This is a genomic window from Marinobacterium ramblicola (assembly GCF_019084545.1).
Classification (GTDB): Bacteria; Pseudomonadota; Gammaproteobacteria; order Pseudomonadales; family Balneatricaceae; genus Marinobacterium_D; species Marinobacterium_D ramblicola.
Window position 1 is genome coordinate 42016 of the sequence record NZ_JAHREP010000021.1, and the last position, 16458, is coordinate 58473.

Consider the following 16458-nt stretch of genomic DNA (forward strand, 5'->3'; position numbering starts at 1 on the left):
CTCAAGAGCACTCACTTCGTCTCATCAAGCAGGTGCTGAGGGTCGAAGCCCATGATCAGTGCTCCCCAATGCTGCCCGTTCAGATAGAGCGGAATCGACAGGTCGTTCAGCACCTCTCCGGTATCACGGATAAAGGTCTGCATCAGGAAGGGCGCGGTATGGCTCGCCCGGCGCTTCTCGGCACGATTACCGGCAAAGATACGCTTGTTACGACACTGCAGATTATCGACCTCAAAGTTTCCTGAAATAGGCCGCGACACCTTGGTGTGATGCGCCGCCGCATAACCGTTGCGATCAACCGCTATGGCATAGATAAATTCCGGGCGCTGCTGGATAAAGCTGTCGAACAACGGGCGCATCATCTGCTCATAGGCCTGGGTATAACCCACTTCGAACTGCTCCGGCCGACTCCCCTCGTTGATGCGGCGATAGTTATGATCGAACAGGTTCAAGCCCCGGGACTGCAACTGCTCCAGCGCGGCCGTCGTCTGTTGCGCCCACTTGCGACCGGTCAGAATCATATCTTCGAAGCCACCGAAACCGATGATAAAGCGCGACAGCAACTCCTGCGTCTCCTCCGTGGAGTGCTCAAGACGCTCGGAGTAGGACAACGATTGCTCCATCTCGGTCTTGATGCCAGCGGAAAGCTGCGTAATCTGTGCCACATGACCGTGTGACTCCTTATTGGTATAGGAAAGCTCATCGATCGCCGCACTGATACCGGCCAGCTGGGAGTTCACCTCCTCAAAGTCGTGCACCAGACGCTGGAACTGCCCACTGGTGTCACCGATGAACTTCTCGGTATTTTCAATCCCCTCGAGAATCTCGCGCGCGGCCTCTCGGGTGTTCCCCACCAGCTTCGCCATCTGGCCGATATTGGTGTCGATTTCGGTCGTCGCCTCGCTCACCTTCTGCGACAGATTACGCACCTCATCGGCGACCACCGAGAACCCCCGGCCCGCATCACCAGCACGCGCCGCCTCTATCGAGGCATTCAATGCCAGCAGATTGGTCTGCTCGGAGAAATCCTGCACCATCGACAGGATACGGGTGATATTTTCCGAGTTTTGCCCCAGCGAGGTCACGGTTTCCTGGAAATTGCCGGCCAGCTGGCGGATCGAACCGATCTGCTCGAGCACATTATGCAGTTCCTGGTTCGAGGACCTCACCTCCTCCATATTGGTGCTGTTCTGCTCGTTGATCCTCAGTGTCGTACCGGCGATTTCGTCGATCGCCTGCGTCGCTTCGCTACTGGACTGGAATACCAGCTGCGCCTGCTCTTCCTGAGTATGTGCGGAGCCCTGAGCTTCGATGACGACCTTCTGCAGCCGCTTGGCACTGACTGAAACGTTGACCGAACGGCGGCGGGTTTCCGCGATAATCCGCTTCAGGTTCTCCGAGAACTCGTTATAGGCCCGTGCCATCTCCGAGATCTCGTCATAGGTGTAATCGGGAAGAGTGGCCGATATATCTCCATCCTTTTCGCTAATCGCCTTCAGCACCGAGGTGATTTCGCGTATCGGGCGCAGGAACAGGTGTCGCATGAAGAAGATGGTGCCGATACCTGCGAGCAGTGCAAAGCTTATCGTCGCCAGTGCGTAAAACCAGAAATGATCGATCGATCCACTCAAGCTCGCCAGCTGCTTCGGGTCGATCCCCGACTTATCGAGCGCGTTCTTGATTTTACCCGCGTAGACAACCCCCAGAATCACCAACACCAAGTGAGGCGCCAGCAAAAATAACACATTGCCGACGATCTTCTTGGTCAGGGAATTGAACAGTGCTCTTTCTATCGCCGTATATACGCCCATCGCCTTCTCAATCTCTTGTGCCGGATGGTTATCCATCGGCCTAGTATTTTCTAGTTATAGTAGCGTCTTTTTTCGAGGACACTCCCTATCCTTTTTACGCCAATGAGATGGTCGCGCTTAAGTTAGCCCAACGACAACCCTCCAAAAGTCTAATTCACCATATCAAATAGGGGTAAGCGGCCGAAAGCGCGCTCCTGTATTGACGATAGTCAGGACAATGACGGGCAACCAGCGCCCAGAATCTGCGCCCATGATTCATCTCCCTCAGGTGGCAGAGCTCGTGAATCAGTACATAGTCTCGTTGCTCAGGCGACAGATGGAGCAGGCGCCAGTTCAGCGAGATCTCGCCCCGCACGTTGCACTGCCCCCATTTTCGGCGGTAATCGCGAACCTGTACCGCACTCGGCTGCAAACCGCACTGCTCACCGAGCTCTCGACAGCGTGCCACCAAACGCTGTCCGGCCACGCCAACCATCCACCGCTTGAGCAGCTCACGGACGGCATCGGTCTCATCCTTGCGGATTCGACTGGACAGTGTCAGCTGTACTTGACTACCGGAGACTGCCACATCCGATTTGGCACCTCGACACCAGCCCAGGGTAAAGTCCACCCCCTCCAGAATAAAACGCCCACCCTGCTCGATGACGATGGCATGGCGCTCAAGCGCTCGTGTCTGACTCTCCAGCCTGGGCACAATCCAGTCAGCCTTACTGCGCACCCAATTGTCGACCCAGAGAGCGTCAACCAGTGCCGGCACTCTCACCTCAACGCACCCCATATCGATCACCAACGATGCGGTGCGACGCCGACGACTACGCACGACTTGATAGCTGAAAGGCAACTCGGGTGCCATCTATTTAACCTCATTCTCAGCGCTAACCGGTCGAACAGCTCGTAGCGCGCGATAACAATCATTTATAGCGGCCAGCAGATCCCGCGCTTGAGCACTCTGGCCGGCATAACGTACCGCCTCATCCAGCCTGGCCAACACCTCCATGCTAGACCTCATCTCCGGATACTCCGCAACCACCCGCGCCGTATACGTTTGCAAAGTCTCATCGGAACACCGCGGAACGCCAAGCCGCGCGAGCCTCGACAGCAATCGCTGCAACGCTCGGTCGACCGGATCTCGGGGTTTGGCGCGACGCCCCTTGAGTTGAGTCCAGGCCATGAACAGCATGACCAGAGAGAAGGGCAGCAGCAATGCGAACACCATTTTCAGCACGCTGACCTGACCCATCAACCGCGTCAGCAACTCCATCTGCTGGCCCTGGTAGTTCAACACCCAGCGGTGCCAATTGAAGTTCAGCGCATCGATCTGTCGACGCAGATCGACTACCCAGCCACTACCGCCAAAACGCCAGCGCGCCAGTGGTGTATCGGCAAGAAACGCAGGATCTCTGGCGAACACCTGATCGGCGGCCTCGACTACCCGCTCGGGCGATACTGCCGCGGTTGGGTCGACACGCACCCAGCCCCTGCCGTCGAGCCAATATTCAACCCAGGCGTGCGCATCGTATTGGCGCACCGTGATGTAGCGCTCATAGGGGTTCCACTCCCCGCCCTGATATCCCCCGACCACCCTCGCAGGAATGCCGACACTGCGCAGTAGAAACGCCAGCGCTCCGGCATAATGGCCACAGAAACCCTGGCGGCTATCGAACAGGAAACCATCGATTGGATCCTGCCCCAATGGGGGCGGTGTCAGCGTATAGGTAAAAGCGCGGTTGAACTGTGCAAGCACGCGTGCGACGAATCGCTCCGGATCCTGATCAACCTCCTGCCACCGCTGCAGCGCAAGTTCACGCGCGCGCCTGTTGCTTCCATCAGGCAGTTGCGTGTAGGCCGTATGATCGCGCCCGCTCAGTATCGGTTGCAGCCGATACTCAAGCGCCGATCTCAGACGGTAGCTCTGGCGCCGGTCCACGGCGCGCAGGGAGTAAAGCGTATGCCCGGGGCTGAAACGCATACCCTGGGGTGCAGACAAGGGCTGATCCAGTGCAACCAACCAGTGCCGATTGGTCGGCTCATAGATCACTTCGTAGCTGAGCAGACGCTCCACCTCAAGCAAGGATTCTCCTCCCGGGCTGCGCCTGTCATACTCGGCCGGTACCCGCCAGCTGCGACCGTCGAATTCGGTATAGATCAGCGAGCGCCAGTAACGCTGGGCGGGTTCCGGTATCTCGCGGTCGAAGCTGACCCTGAACGCCAGTGCGGCCGATTTAGTCAGCTGCGAGATATCACCCGGCGCCATCGTATCGGACAGCCCGGACAGTGCGCGCTGCTGGTTCATGGAGACCGACCACAAAGGCCCAATCCTTGGGAACAGGACGAACAGCACCAGCATAAGGGGGATCGACAGCGAAACCAGGCGCAACGAACGCCTGAGCGGCCGGATCAGATCGGTTCGTTGAGGGTCCTGATAAATACTGTTCAGCGCCGCAATAACCAACACAACGCTGAACAGCGCGTACAGCGCCATGGCGATACTCTGGTGATACAGAAACGACGTCGCGCAGACAAAAAGCGCGACGTAGAGCAGAACCAGGGCATCACGACGGTGGTAGATCTCGATCATCTTCAACGCCAACCCCGCCACCAGCAGCGCCACGGTGGCGTTCATGCCGGTTTCGCGGCTGAAGCTGAGCAGCAACCCAGCGGCAACCGCCAGGATCAGCAGCAGTTTCACCGACCAGTGCGGCAACGGCCAACGCCCGGTATGAATCATCAACCGGACCGCAGGGGTGACGAGACAGAGCCCGCCCAGCCAAAATGGTAACCAGCTGACGTGGGGGATGACGACTCCCGCAAAGGCGATCAACTGCCATATCACCGCCGCACGGCTGATCTGTCGCATGCCGACGCCTCCTGCCCGAACAACGCCAGCGCACGCAGTACACGCAGCCGGTGCGCCTCCCCCGACGCCGGCATCAGGCTCACTCCCGGCAGGCGCACGCCGAAAGGCTGCTCACGCTGGGTGAACTCCAGCGCCCAATAACAGATCCCGGACAGGCGCTCCTCCTCATTCAGCGCCAGCCAGTGATCCCAGTCCAGCCAAACCTCATCGCTTGCTGTCCCCGCGTACTGTTTGACATGCAGCCCCTGGCCGCGGGCATAGACCTTCCAAGCGACCTGATGTAGGGAGACGCCGTTTTCGTAGCGTGAAAAACCATTAAAGTCCTCAAACCCCAGCGCCCTGGTCCGACGTGCATCCATAGCGCCCTCCCCGCCGCCACTATCCGGCACGCGGCAGGCGATGGGTTTGGGATAGACCAGCGCCCTCAGTCCGGTATCAAGCCAGGTCCAGGCGCGGAAAAGCCCCAGCGGGAAATGGGTCTCCAGCTTGAGCGGCCCCGGATCGAGCCAACCTCGCCGAAGCGCCGGACAGGCGAGTTCGACCTGCGCCACCCGCTGATCGGTCAGATCCAGCGTCAGCGGGGTGCCCCGATCCCAGCTCAGCACCAGCTGCTCGTGATCGCGCCCCTTGGCGGCCCTGAGTTCCAGGGTAAACCCGGCGGGCTCTCCGGCATAACAGGTGTGTCCACGCAGGGCGGTCACCTCCAGCCCTGCCAGATTAGCGTAGGTCTGGATAATCGACAGGATGAACAGACTGACCAGCATAAACGTCAGCCCATAGGCCAGGTTACTCTCGTAGTTGATTGCCAGAAGCAGCAGCATCAGCAGCAGGAAAATAAACCCGACGCCGGCGGCGCTGGGCAGAATATAGATGCGATTCTGCGTCAATCGTACCGTTCTGCGGCGCGGGAAACGCTTCAAGCTCCAGTTACGCAAGACGCGCGAGAGTCGAACGATCCCTGCCACCTCAACCCAGGACATCGACCTGCGCCAGCAACTCGTTAACCAGCCGGGTACCGGCATGACTGCCGATATCTTCCGCTGTTCGGATACGGTGTCCGATCACCGGTTCGAGTACCTGCTGAATATCCTCGGGGACCAGGTGGGCGCGCCCCTCCAGCCAGGCCCAGGTACGCGCGCAGCGCAGCAGCGCCAACGCTCCGCGCGGTGAGACGCCGTAGCTGAACAGTTCCGAGTCACGGGTAAACTGCACCAGCCGCTGCAGGTAGTCGATCACACTGCTCGACGCATGAATAGTGGCACATCGCTGCTGCACCTCGACCAACTCGTTCGGCGTCAGGCAACGCGGTAATTTACTCAATCCGGAACGGGTGTCCCCGCCAAGCAGGAGCTCACGCTCCACCTCCGGCGCCGGGTATCCCAGCGAAATCCGCATCAGAAAGCGGTCGAGCTGGGATTCGGGTAACGGAAAGGTACCATACTGAGTGGCCGGGTTTTGCGTGGCGATGACAAAAAACGGTTTCGGCAGCCGGTAGGTGTGCCCATCCACCGTCACCTGCCCCTCCTCCATCGCCTCCAGCAACGCACTCTGGGTCTTGGGCGTGGTGCGGTTTATCTCATCGGCAAGCAGTAGCTGGCAGAAGACGGGACCGGCGTGGAAGCGGAACTCTCCGCTCGTCGGTTCGAATACCGACACCCCGATGATATCGGCCGGCAACATGTCCGAGGTGAACTGAACTCGATGATCCTCGAGCCCGAGCACACGGGCAAGGCCGTGGGCCAGGGTGGTTTTCCCCATCCCCGGCAGATCCTCGATCAACAGATGGCCCTGCGACAGCAGGCAGGTCAGCGCCAGGCGCAGCTGCTGACGCTTGCCCAGCAATACGCGCTCCAGCGCGTTCAGCGCATCCTCTACCGCATTCAATAGTGGGTCAGACAATCTAACTCCTTGTTCCGGCCAAATCCCTGCGCCACATTGGCGTAAATTTGGTTTTCAGGCAACCTTTGATCGCGATGCCAGAATCCTCGCCACCAGCTCGTTAGCACTGCGCCAAGCCCCTTCGACACTGCCGCCGCAAAGCCAGTCACCACAAGCGCCGATACCGCTTTGCGCATCCCATAACGCGAACTCCCGGCCCGAGCCTGGCACCGCCCGGGCATAAAGCCAACGGTGCACCCTCTGCTGCATAGGCTCTTGCGCCTCGCCGACAACCGCGTCAAAAGCCCCCTGCAACTCGAGGGCTACCCGAGACGGCTCCTGATCCTGATTCGCCAGGCTCCACTCCTCCGTGGCCTGAAGCACCCAATTCTCCCCCTCACGCCCGGGCTTGCTGCTATCACGCACCAGCTTTCCAATGAGCGGATCGCCACCCTCTAACCAGTCGATATCAGAGAGCCGCGCCGGGCGGGAGGCAAGCGAGATCAGCAGGGTCCAAACAGGAACCGTCGATACCTGCTCCGCCTTCTGGCGAAATCGATGGATAGCATCCAGCAGTATCGCCGCCTGGGGGGCGGGCGTCGCAACCACCGCGGCATCGAAATGGCCGAGCGATTCACCTTTATCATCGCGCAGCAGCACCCCCTCTCGGTCGGGCCAGACCACCGCGACCCTGGTCTCGGTTCGCAACTCAACCCCATCCGCCAACCGCCGCGTCAGGCTGCTGGACCTCGGCACGGGCACCCAGCCTGATCGAACCGACCGATCGCCAAACGCCAGTGTGGCGCAGCGCGGATGCCACAGCTGCGCCCCCTGTTCAATCAGCCAATGCTCAAACTCAGGCGTAGCCGCATCGATCATGGCGCAGCCCAGGTCCACACTGACATCCCCCAGCACTGCCGAGGCCATCCGCCCTCCGGTACCCCTGCTTTTCTCGAATACACTGACTGCATAACCCTCGGCTTTCAGCAACTGAGCAGCACGCATGCCTGCAATACCGCTACCGATAATCGCAACGCTGTTTATCCTCATTGCAAACTCCCTTTATCCCCATCGATGGGTTCAGCCAAGGCATTCTCGATATCCTTGACCAAACGCTTACTATCCGGTGACGTCATGCTCGAATAGGTATTGATAATACGCCCGTCACGCCCAATCAGATATTTGTAGAAGTTCCATTTCGGCCGCGTACCACTGACCTCGACCAGGTGGCGCCAGAGCGGGTCTATCTGATCCCCGCGCACATGCGTCTTGCCGAACATAGGGAACTCGACTCCATAGGTGGTTCTACAGAAATCCTGTATCTGCTCCTCGCTGCCCGGCTCCTGCCCACCGAAATCGTTAGAGGGAAAACCCAATACCGAAAAGCCGCGCTCGCGGTAGCGAGCGTAGAGCGCCTCCAGCCCGTCGTACTGTTTGGTAAATGCGCAGCGGCTGGCCGTATTCACAACCAGGAGTACCTGCCCCGCGTACTGCTCACAGAGCTTGATCTCCGATTGATCGGCCAGGGTGCGTACGGTGAAATCCAATGCAGGGGGACATGCGGCCCCTGCCGGTAAAGAACCCAACATCAGCACCACTCCTGTTACCAACCCACCAGCCTTTTTCGCCCCCTTTCCCCAACGCATGACGCTGCCCCTGTCCCATCTATATCTATAGATGACATTGTGCGCCCCCTGGGGTTTCATTTTCATGCTCTCGCAGCGCCATTTGCGACACCCCGGCTGAGTTTCAGGTCGAGCAGGTTGCACAGCGCATCCGAGGTGGTTAGCATGGCGCCTGAACCCTTTATGGGAGCACTGCACAACCACTCAGTCATCCCCCGCGTGAAATGTCTCCTGCCGGTTAACGCCGGTTCCACGGCATCGCTCCAGCAGGTTGTCTGTGCGGTCACGCACCTCCTAAACAGCAGGAGAAACACGATGCAGATTGCAGCGAACGCCGTTGTATCTATCCACTACCGCTTGACCAACGCTGCCGGCGAACAGCTGGACAGCTCCGAGGGCCAGGAGCCGCTGGCTTACCTGCATGGCGCCAGCAACATCATTCCCGGCCTGGAAAATGCACTCGCAGGCAAGGTCGTCGGCGACAAGCTGAGCGTGACTGTAGAGCCGGAAGAGGCATACGGACCGGTAAAAGAGGAGCTGGTTCAGGATGTGGATCGCTCAAACTTCGAAGGGATCGATGTAATCGAGCCCGGGATGCAGTTCATGGCGCAGACCCCCTGGGGCCAGCAGCCGGTCACCGTGGTCAGCGTGGAAGAGGATGTCGTCACCCTGGATGGCAACCACCCGCTCGCGGGCCAGACCCTGAGCTTCGACGTGGAAGTCGTCGAAGTCCGCGCCGCGACTGAAGAGGAGCTGTCCCACGGCCACGTTCACGGCCCTGACGGTCATCACCACTAAGTCCAGAAACAAAAAGTCCAACGACAGAAAGTCCAGCGACAGCAGTTAAAAAAGCCCGCCCAGGTTCACCTGAGCGGGCTTTTTGATGTACAGGAAGTACGCTAGGCCGCAGGCACATGGATGTGCAGCAGCGGCCATTTACCCGGTGATGAGATCAGCTCTGACGATCGTCCGAGGTCGCCTCGATACGGTGGATACTGAGGTCGGCACCGTTAAACTCCTCCTCTTCACTCAGGCGAAGTCCGGCAAACAGTTTCACGCCGCCATAGACCAGCAGTGCGCCGACCACGGCGACCAGAATGCCGACGAGGGTGCCGACCGACTGGGAGACCAGGCTGACACCACCCAGGCCGCCAAACCCCTCACCGCCGAAGATCCCGGCCGCAACGCCACCCCATGCACCACACAAACCGTGCAGCGGCCAGACACCCAGCACGTCATCAATCTTCCAGCGGTTCTGCACCTGGGTGAACACCCAAACGAACAGCGCGCCCGCGATACCGCCAATCACCAACGCACCGATCGGGTGCACCAGGTCGGAGCCGGCACAGATCGCCACCAGACCTGCCAACGGACCGTTATGGATAAAGCCCGGGTCGTTGCGGCCCAAAACGGTGGCAGTCACGATGCCGCCCACCATCGCCATCAGGCTGTTGACCGCCACCAGACCGGAGATGCCGTCCAGCGTCTGCGCCGACATCACATTAAAACCGAACCAGCCGATACAGAGGATCCACGCCCCCAACGCCAGAAACGGGATATTGGATGGCGGAAAGGCAACCAGCTTGCCACCGCGGTAACGTCCGCGACGTATGCCGAGCAGCACGACCGCCACCAGCGCGATCCAGCCGCCGACGGCATGCACGACGACCGAACCGGCGAAGTCGTGGAACGGCGCACCGAACTCGGCCTCAAGCCAGGCCTGGAAACCATAGTTGCCATTCCAGATCATCCCCTCGAAGAACGGGTAGATCAGTGCCACCGACAACGCCGAACAGCACAGCAGCGGCCAGAAACGGGCGCGTTCCGCGATGCCACCGGAGACGATCGCCGGAATCGCTGCGGCAAAGGTCATCAAGAAGAAGAACTTGACCAGGTCATAGCCATTCTGCTGTGCAAGCGTGGCAGCATCATCAAAGAAGGTGACACCGTAGGCGACCCAGTAACCGACAAAGAAATACGCCAGCGCCGAGAAGCCGAAATCGGTCATGATCTTGACCAGCGCGTTCACCTGGTTCTTGTGCCTGACCGTTCCCACTTCAAGAAACGCAAAGCCTGCATGCATGGCGAACACCATAATCGCCCCCATCAGTACGAACAGGGTATTGGCGCTCTGCATCAGGGTTTCCACTGCACTGTTTATTGTTTCCACAGTCTCTCCTGCCTCAACAAATTGCACAAAACTTGTGCGCAATAGAAAGTTAAATGCACCATTAATGTGCGTTATTTTTCTGCTTTATATTGCCGAAGCGGGTGAAACAGTCCAGATTCCCAATTTATTGGCCCAATATCGTCCAATAAACTGCAAATCGCACCATTGAGGGACACTCCAAAAGATCGGCGCACCAAATAAGGCAATATTTATGCCACAATCTGGTGCACCTCGCGAATGCAATCAGTCGAATGTGCGGTGACGAACCTCGAATACCGTGTGGATGCGGGCGTTACGCTTGAAGTCGGGATCCAGGGTTTTAGCCGATATATCGCGAATATCAAACCTCGACAACGCCTCATAATCGAGACTGAATCGGCGGTAGTTGTTGGAGAAGATCAGCAGGCCATCGGGACGCAGCAGCTGCATTGCATCGCTGATCAAGCGCACGTGGTCGCGCTGCACATCCAGTACATCATGCATCCGCTTGGAGTTGGAGAAGGTCGGTGGATCCATGAAGATCAGGTCGTAGCGCTGCCGGTGCGGCTTGGCCAGCCACTTGAAACAGTCCTCCTGCACCAGCAGGTGTTTCGATGGATCGGCGCCGTTGAGATCAAGATTACGCCGCGCCCACTCCAGATAGGTAGCCGACATATCCACACTGGTGGAGCTTCGCGCACCACCGACGACGGCATGGCAAGTAGCCGACGCGGTGTAACAAAACAGGTTGAGCACATCCTTGTCGGCAGCGAGCTGCTGGATCATGCGTCGAACCGGGCGATGATCGAGAAACAGCCCAGAATCCAGGTAGTCGTGCAGGTTGACCCTCAGCCGCACGCCATGCTCGACCACCGTATAGAAGTGACCGGTTTCGTTATGCCGGGTGTACTGATCACTCCCCTGCTGACGTTTGCGCTGTTTCAGCACCACCTGCTCCGGCGTCAGCTCGAACACCTGCTGCACGACCCTCACCACCTCCTGCACCCGGTCGAACGCCTTGACCCGATCGACGCTGGCTGGCGGTGCATACTCCTGCACCATCACCATCGGATCGTAGTAATCGACCGCCACCGCGTACTCGGGAATATCGGCATCGTAGACGCGGAAGCAGCTGATCCCGTCACGTTTACGCCAGCGCATCAGCTGCTTGAGATTCTTGCGCAGGCGGTTCTCGAACATCTGTGCCTGAGAGGAGAGCGGTTGCTCCGCAGCGCCACCCTCATGAGGTTCTTTCTCGTGCACCTGGAACAGCAGTAACTGGCTGGGGATGCTGCCGTTGAACATGCGGTACTGCTTATCCGCCCGCAGCTTCATCACCTTGCACAACTCGGGATTACCGGTGAACACAGCAACCCGCCAACCGGCAAAGTGCTTGCGCAGCAGCTGTCCAAACAGCTGGTAGAGAAACATCAGTTCGGACTCTTCGCCCAGACGTTCACCATAGGGGGGGTTGGTCACCACCAGCCCCGCATCTGCCCCATCCGGCCGTTTCAGTCTTGCGAGCTCCCCCTGCTGCAGACTCAGCAGATGTTCGACCCCGGCCTGGCGCGCGTTTTGGGTAGCCCGAGCCAGAACCTGAGCATCCGCATCAAAACCGATAAAACGTACGCGGCATCGCTCCAGCCCCTGTGCGCGGCGCTGCTCCGCCTCATCAACCAGCGCCTGCCACAATGACGCCTGATGCCCCAACCAGAAGGAGAAACCAAACTGACGCCGAAACAACCCCGGCGCAATATCCGCCGCCATCAATGCCGCTTCGATCAGCAGCGTACCCGAGCCGCACATCGGATCGAGTACCTGGGTCAGCTCCCCCTGCAACTCGGGCCAGCCGGCTCGCACCAATACCGCTGCCGCCAGATTCTCCTTCATCGGCGCCGCCCCGGCCTGACGTCGATAGCCGCGACGGTGCAGACTTTCACCGGAGAGATCCACCGCCAGACTCACCCGCCCCTTGGCCAGATGCGCATTGATCCGCAGGTCGGGCTGGACCCGTTCCACAGTCGGACGCTTTCCTGTGGCATTGCGAATCTGATCGACAACCGCATCCTTGACCTTCAAAGCACCAAAATGGGTGTTGTTGATCGCTTCGCTCTTGCCGCTGAAATCAACGCAAAAGGTGCCGCTAGAGCGCAGATGCTCCAGCCAGTCGACGCTCTGCACCAACTGATAGAGCTGATCGGCCGATGCCGCTTCGCCCTCCGCCAGTTGCAGCAGCACCCGGTTGGCCAGACGTGACCAAAGGCAAACCCTGTAGGCAAGCGCCAGATCGCCTTCAAAGTAGACGCCAGCCACGGTCTGCTTGGTACTGTCCGCTCCCAGCACCTGCAGCTCCTGCTCCAGCAGCTGTTCAATTCCCTTGGGACAGGTAACGAAAAATTTCATGGCAGTTGTTTGGCTCCGGCTCGACATTGATTCAGCTCAAGATGTTCCCAGGGCAGAGGTGAAAAATTTTCACGGCCCTTTTTTTCGTTGCAATAGAATTACAAGCTCATGAAAAGATTAGTTTTTTGCATATGCGTCGTACAAATCCCTATTACTCATATGAGCGATATAGTTTTTTTAAATTACGCCCCGAAACCAAAATTCGATATGAATGGAATCTGAATCGATCGAGATGATCCTTTCAAGGCGTCAGGCGCCGCGAAAAGAGTCACGGCGTTTTTTCGAAGAATAGAACAATGCGAGGCGCACTATGAAAAAACAGAAACGAGATCGTACCTCAACTCTGTTCAACCGTGGATTCCAGGCCGGTCTCTGTGGCAAGTCCCAGAGTGAATGCCCTGTCCAGGCAACGGAACTGAGAAGTCACTGGATGAGCGGTTGGCGTGAAGGACGTGAGGCACACTGGAGTGGAATGTCCGGCGTTTCTGCAATTCAGGCTAATCCATCATTACATTAACCTATTGATCTATATCTTCCTACGGGGCTATTCATCCGCCAGCATTACCCGGCAAGTTCAGCCCCGATGCTGCTCAGCGCTTAGCGCTGTGCAGCATCGAAATCTCCTCAAGCGCTTCCCTGATCAACCGCGGTCCGCGGTAGATAAAACCGGTGTAGATCTGCACCAGGCTGGCACCTGCTTCCAGCTTTTCAGCCGCGTCGAACCCCTCGCAGATACCGCCGACACCGATGATAGGCAGCGCGCCGCCAAGCTCAGCAGCAAGGGTGCGAATCGCCTCATTGGCTCGACTGCGTACCGGCTCACCGCTAAGACCGCCGGCCTCCTGGGATAGCGGAGAATCTTCGATCCCCTCCCGAGACAGTGTCGTATTGGTGGCAATTACCCCATCCATCTCGTAGGTTTTCAGCGATCCGGCTACCAGCGCCAGCTCCTGCGCATCCATATCCGGGGCGATTTTGACCGCGATCGGGACATAACGGCCATAGATGCGGGCCAGCCGTGCCTGCTCCGTTTTCAGCGCGTCGAGCAGGCTGTTCAAAGACTCGCCAAACTGCAGCGTACGCAGCCCCGGAGTATTGGGCGAGGAGACATTCACCGTGATGTAGCTGGCGCGGTCATAGACTTTGCGCAGACAGAGCAGGTAATCGTCGTTGGCCTTGTTGTTCGGCGTGTCCTTATTCTTGCCGATATTAATGCCGAGCACGCCCTTAAAACGGCTGCGCTCGAGATTGACCAGCAACTGGTCGACGCCGTCGTTGTTGAACCCCATGCGGTTGATGATGGCACGGTGCTCTGGAATGCGGAACAGACGCGGTTTCGGATTACCGGGCTGAGGCCGTGGCGTCACGGTGCCCACCTCGATAAAGCCGAAACCCAGCGCGGCTAGACCATCGACCGCAGAACCGTTCTTGTCCAGGCCAGCCGCCAACCCAACCGGATTGGGGAAGCGGATCCCCATCACTTCAACGGGCATCGACAGGTCGTGAGACTTGATCATGCGATCCAGTCCCAGCGAAGCCCCCATCGACAGGCCGGACAGTGCGACATTGTGCGCGACCTCCGGGTCGAGTCTGAACATTAGCGTGCGAGCAAGGTCGTACAGCATGTTTCCTCTTCAGGCGCTGAAAATGTGATGGCGCATTATAACGATCCCTAGCGGCAATAGCACCTTGATGCAGAAAGACCTCACAGCCGCTGGATATCGACCAGCTTGCCGTCGCTGCCGTACCGGATGCGGAAACGCCCCGTTATGCCGTTTCGGGTGATGTAGCCGCGCAGAGCATTGGCGGGAAAACGCACGGTCCTGCCATCGAGCGTACGTGCGACAACACTTTCCACCTCCCCCCGGTAAAGCCGCAGATATTGCTCCGCACTGATATTCAGATCGACAATCAGCTCATTCATTTTCTACTGCCATCCCGTTCCCCCTTCCCCCAAGCCTGCTGCGACAATTCCTTTTCGCTACGCGGTTGCGATGAATTTTACCTTAGCTGATAATGAGTTGGATCATCGTCTATGATGAAGTCTATACGGTCCGGATTACTGAATGCGACAAACTCTAGCTGCGTTGTTACTGCTGGTAACTGCAACAACCGCTCAAGCGGAGGCGCAGGCGACTCTGGACCGGACAAGCATCACCGCCCTCGACAACCTCACACTGACACTCGAGGTTGACTCACGCACTGAAGATCGGCCCGATTTCGCTCCGCTACATCAGAGTTTCCGCATCCTGGGCAGCAAACGCACACTGATCTCAACCCATAGCAGCAGCGGCCGTGCGGTCCGTACGCGCTGGCAGATCACACTGCGTCCTCGCACCGCCGGCAGCATCGACATACCCAGCCTGACGCTGGCCGGCCAGCCCACCAATGCCCTTCGGGTGGAGGTCAGTGATGTGAGTCCGGTTCTGGGCGGGCAGCCCGGCGCAGTGGCGTTCTTCGACAGCCGGGTCGACAGCCGAGAGGTTTATGTCGATGGCCAACTGCTCTACACCTCCCGGCTTTATCACCGCAACCCGCTACCCGACAATATCCGCTTTTACCCCCCCCACGCCGGCGGCAGCGATGTTCGGGAACTGGGCGAGCGACGTCGTTATGAAGGCGAATACAGGGGCGAACCCTACCTGGTCACCGAGCAACAGTATGCGATCTTTCCCGATCAGGCCGGACCGCTGATCATCGATGGCCCCCGGCTGGAGCTCGCCGGCACGCCGGAACAAGACCTGGTTGAGCTGCAGGGCGAGACGCTGGAGGTCGAGGTGCTGGAGCCGTCATACAAGAGCACACTGGGTATCTGGCTGCCTGCCGAACGGTTATCACTGGAGGAGAGCTGGAACCCGCCGCAGGATCTAAAGCCCGGTGACAGGTTTACCCGGGAGCTGACGCTGACCGTCACCGGAATCCCCGCCGAGAAGCTGCCGCAACTGATGCCGATGCAGAACGACGATGTCTACGTCGAACTGCAGGATGTCAGCCTGACCGAATCCGCCTCGCAATTCGGCCTGGTCAGCACCCGGCGTGAAATCGTCGTTATCGAGCCGCTGGGTGCCGGTGACTTCGTCCTCCCCGCGATCGACCTGCACTGGTGGGACGTGGGTCTTGACCGGGGCCGGCATGCGGCCCTCCCCGCTCGCCAGTTCCATGTCAGCCAGCCACCGCTGATGGAGGGGTTGATCGGCTCGGCCCAGGCTTCGGCCAATGCCCCGTTGGATGCGCGCCTTCCGTTCAGCACCAACCAGTACCTGACGCTCGTCGGATTGCTGACACTGCTCAGCCTGACCAGCTCGATGGGTTGGCTCTACACTTGGTCAAAGCTGCGCAAGTTCAGAGCCGACAACAGCGCCGAACAACTGGAGGAGGAGATCAGACGACAGCGTAAACTGCTGCTGGCCAACGAACGTGCCGAGCGAAACACCTTCCAAGCTCTGGCCATCGCCTGCCAGCAGAATAATGCGATGCTGGCAAAAGCACGCCTGACCGAATGGGCACAGAATTTCTGGCCAGAGCGCAGCATCGACAGCCTCGAGGCGATATGCGATGCCGGGCGCAATCAGACACTGGACTACCTGGTACTGGATCTGGAACAGCAGCTGCACGATAACGCCGAACTCTGGCAGGGCGACCTGCTACTGAAGACCATCGATACGCTTCGCCGACGTCGGCAGAGCAGCATGACAGCCGAGACCCAGCAGGAAAGCTATCTGCAAGCCTCCTGAA

At 58.8% G+C, this 16458-nt stretch carries 14 protein-coding genes; 3 read left to right on the forward strand and 11 right to left on the reverse strand.

Translation table 11 applies throughout. The annotated features are described in order from the left end of the window. Positions 1 to 11: 11 nt before the first annotated feature. From KQ940_RS15960 to KQ940_RS15990, 7 genes are all read right to left on the reverse strand, one after another. The gene (locus KQ940_RS15960) at positions 12 to 1847 is read right to left on the reverse strand and encodes a methyl-accepting chemotaxis protein (protein WP_246590127.1); all 1836 of its coding nucleotides are present in this window, start codon (positions 1845 to 1847) and stop codon (positions 12 to 14) included. A 118-nt stretch (positions 1848 to 1965) separates the two neighbouring features. After that, positions 1966 to 2664 (reverse strand): M48 family metallopeptidase, encoded by a 699-nt coding sequence (locus KQ940_RS15965; RefSeq protein WP_217414759.1) that lies wholly within the window; start codon positions 2662 to 2664, stop codon positions 1966 to 1968. Next, positions 2665 to 4668 carry a transglutaminase TgpA family protein gene (locus KQ940_RS15970; RefSeq protein WP_217414760.1) on the reverse strand — a complete coding sequence of 668 codons (2004 nt, stop codon included), beginning with the start codon at positions 4666 to 4668 and terminating at the stop codon, positions 2665 to 2667. Then, a complete protein-coding gene (locus tag KQ940_RS15975; protein WP_217414761.1) occupies positions 4641 to 5648 on the reverse strand; it encodes a DUF58 domain-containing protein in 1008 nt (335 codons plus the stop codon). The genes KQ940_RS15970 and KQ940_RS15975 overlap by 28 nt, the downstream gene beginning before the upstream one ends. Then, the gene (locus KQ940_RS15980) at positions 5635 to 6567 is read right to left on the reverse strand and encodes an AAA family ATPase (protein WP_246590128.1); all 933 of its coding nucleotides are present in this window, start codon (positions 6565 to 6567) and stop codon (positions 5635 to 5637) included. Before KQ940_RS15980 ends, KQ940_RS15975 begins: the two co-directional genes overlap by 14 nt. A gap of 54 nt (positions 6568 to 6621) precedes the next feature. Next, the gene (locus tag KQ940_RS15985) at positions 6622 to 7596 is read right to left on the reverse strand and encodes an NAD(P)/FAD-dependent oxidoreductase (protein ID WP_217414762.1); all 975 of its coding nucleotides are present in this window, start codon (positions 7594 to 7596) and stop codon (positions 6622 to 6624) included. After that, positions 7593 to 8135 carry a glutathione peroxidase gene (locus tag KQ940_RS15990; RefSeq protein ID WP_217414764.1) on the reverse strand — a complete coding sequence of 181 codons (543 nt, stop codon included), beginning with the start codon at positions 8133 to 8135 and terminating at the stop codon, positions 7593 to 7595. Before KQ940_RS15990 ends, KQ940_RS15985 begins: the two co-directional genes overlap by 4 nt. A gap of 351 nt (positions 8136 to 8486) precedes the next feature. Between KQ940_RS15990 and KQ940_RS15995 the strand changes: the two genes are divergently transcribed. Next, positions 8487 to 8969: an FKBP-type peptidyl-prolyl cis-trans isomerase gene (locus KQ940_RS15995; RefSeq protein ID WP_217414766.1), complete on the forward strand. Its 483-nt coding sequence runs from the start codon at positions 8487 to 8489 to the stop codon at positions 8967 to 8969. A gap of 154 nt (positions 8970 to 9123) precedes the next feature. Here KQ940_RS15995 and KQ940_RS16000 read toward each other — a convergent pair whose 3' ends face one another. Both KQ940_RS16000 and rlmKL read right to left on the reverse strand, forming a co-directional pair. Continuing rightward, positions 9124 to 10341: an ammonium transporter gene (locus KQ940_RS16000; RefSeq protein ID WP_217414767.1), complete on the reverse strand. Its 1218-nt coding sequence runs from the start codon at positions 10339 to 10341 to the stop codon at positions 9124 to 9126. Positions 10342 to 10584: 243 nt separating this feature from the next. Further along, complete coding sequence (gene rlmKL, locus KQ940_RS16005; RefSeq protein ID WP_217414768.1) at positions 10585 to 12723, reverse strand: bifunctional 23S rRNA (guanine(2069)-N(7))-methyltransferase RlmK/23S rRNA (guanine(2445)-N(2))-methyltransferase RlmL; 2139 nt, start codon at positions 12721 to 12723, stop codon at positions 10585 to 10587. Between the two features lie 310 nt (positions 12724 to 13033). Here rlmKL and rmf point away from each other — a divergent pair, with 310 nt between their 5' ends. Next, a complete protein-coding gene (gene rmf / locus KQ940_RS16010; RefSeq protein ID WP_081849848.1) occupies positions 13034 to 13240 on the forward strand; it encodes a ribosome modulation factor in 207 nt (68 codons plus the stop codon). A gap of 73 nt (positions 13241 to 13313) precedes the next feature. On the opposite strand, the gene KQ940_RS16015 is transcribed toward rmf, so the two are convergent. After that, positions 13314 to 14348 (reverse strand): quinone-dependent dihydroorotate dehydrogenase, encoded by a 1035-nt coding sequence (locus KQ940_RS16015; RefSeq protein ID WP_217414769.1) that lies wholly within the window; start codon positions 14346 to 14348, stop codon positions 13314 to 13316. Between the two features lie 80 nt (positions 14349 to 14428). Further along, a complete protein-coding gene (locus KQ940_RS16020; RefSeq protein WP_217414770.1) occupies positions 14429 to 14647 on the reverse strand; it encodes a DUF2835 domain-containing protein in 219 nt (72 codons plus the stop codon). A gap of 142 nt (positions 14648 to 14789) precedes the next feature. Between KQ940_RS16020 and KQ940_RS16025 the strand changes: the two genes are divergently transcribed. After that, complete coding sequence (locus KQ940_RS16025) at positions 14790 to 16457, forward strand: BatD family protein (RefSeq protein ID WP_217414771.1); 1668 nt, start codon at positions 14790 to 14792, stop codon at positions 16455 to 16457. The last annotated feature ends 1 nt before the right edge of the window (position 16458 follow it).

Bases quoted from the DNA above. Each gene is read 5' to 3' on its own strand.
- KQ940_RS15960 (WP_246590127.1), bottom strand. From the start codon at position 1,847: ATGGATAACCATCCGGCACAAGAGATTGAGAAGGCGATGGGCGTATAT.
- KQ940_RS15965 (WP_217414759.1), bottom strand. From the start codon at position 2,664: ATGGCACCCGAGTTGCCTTTCAGCTATCAAGTCGTGCGTAGTCGTCGG.
- KQ940_RS15970 (WP_217414760.1), bottom strand. From the start codon at position 4,668: ATGCGACAGATCAGCCGTGCGGCGGTGATATGGCAGTTGATCGCCTTT.
- KQ940_RS15975 (WP_217414761.1), bottom strand. From the start codon at position 5,648: ATGTCCTGGGTTGAGGTGGCAGGGATCGTTCGACTCTCGCGCGTCTTG.
- KQ940_RS15985 (WP_217414762.1), bottom strand. From the start codon at position 7,596: ATGAGGATAAACAGCGTTGCGATTATCGGTAGCGGTATTGCAGGCATG.
- KQ940_RS15990 (WP_217414764.1), bottom strand. From the start codon at position 8,135: ATGTTGGGTTCTTTACCGGCAGGGGCCGCATGTCCCCCTGCATTGGAT.
- KQ940_RS15995 (WP_217414766.1), top strand. From the start codon at position 8,487: ATGCAGATTGCAGCGAACGCCGTTGTATCTATCCACTACCGCTTGACC.
- rlmKL (WP_217414768.1), bottom strand. From the start codon at position 12,723: ATGAAATTTTTCGTTACCTGTCCCAAGGGAATTGAACAGCTGCTGGAG.
- rmf (WP_081849848.1), top strand. From the start codon at position 13,034: ATGAAAAAACAGAAACGAGATCGTACCTCAACTCTGTTCAACCGTGGA.
- KQ940_RS16015 (WP_217414769.1), bottom strand. From the start codon at position 14,348: ATGCTGTACGACCTTGCTCGCACGCTAATGTTCAGACTCGACCCGGAG.
- KQ940_RS16020 (WP_217414770.1), bottom strand. From the start codon at position 14,647: ATGAATGAGCTGATTGTCGATCTGAATATCAGTGCGGAGCAATATCTG.
- KQ940_RS16025 (WP_217414771.1), top strand. From the start codon at position 14,790: ATGCGACAAACTCTAGCTGCGTTGTTACTGCTGGTAACTGCAACAACC.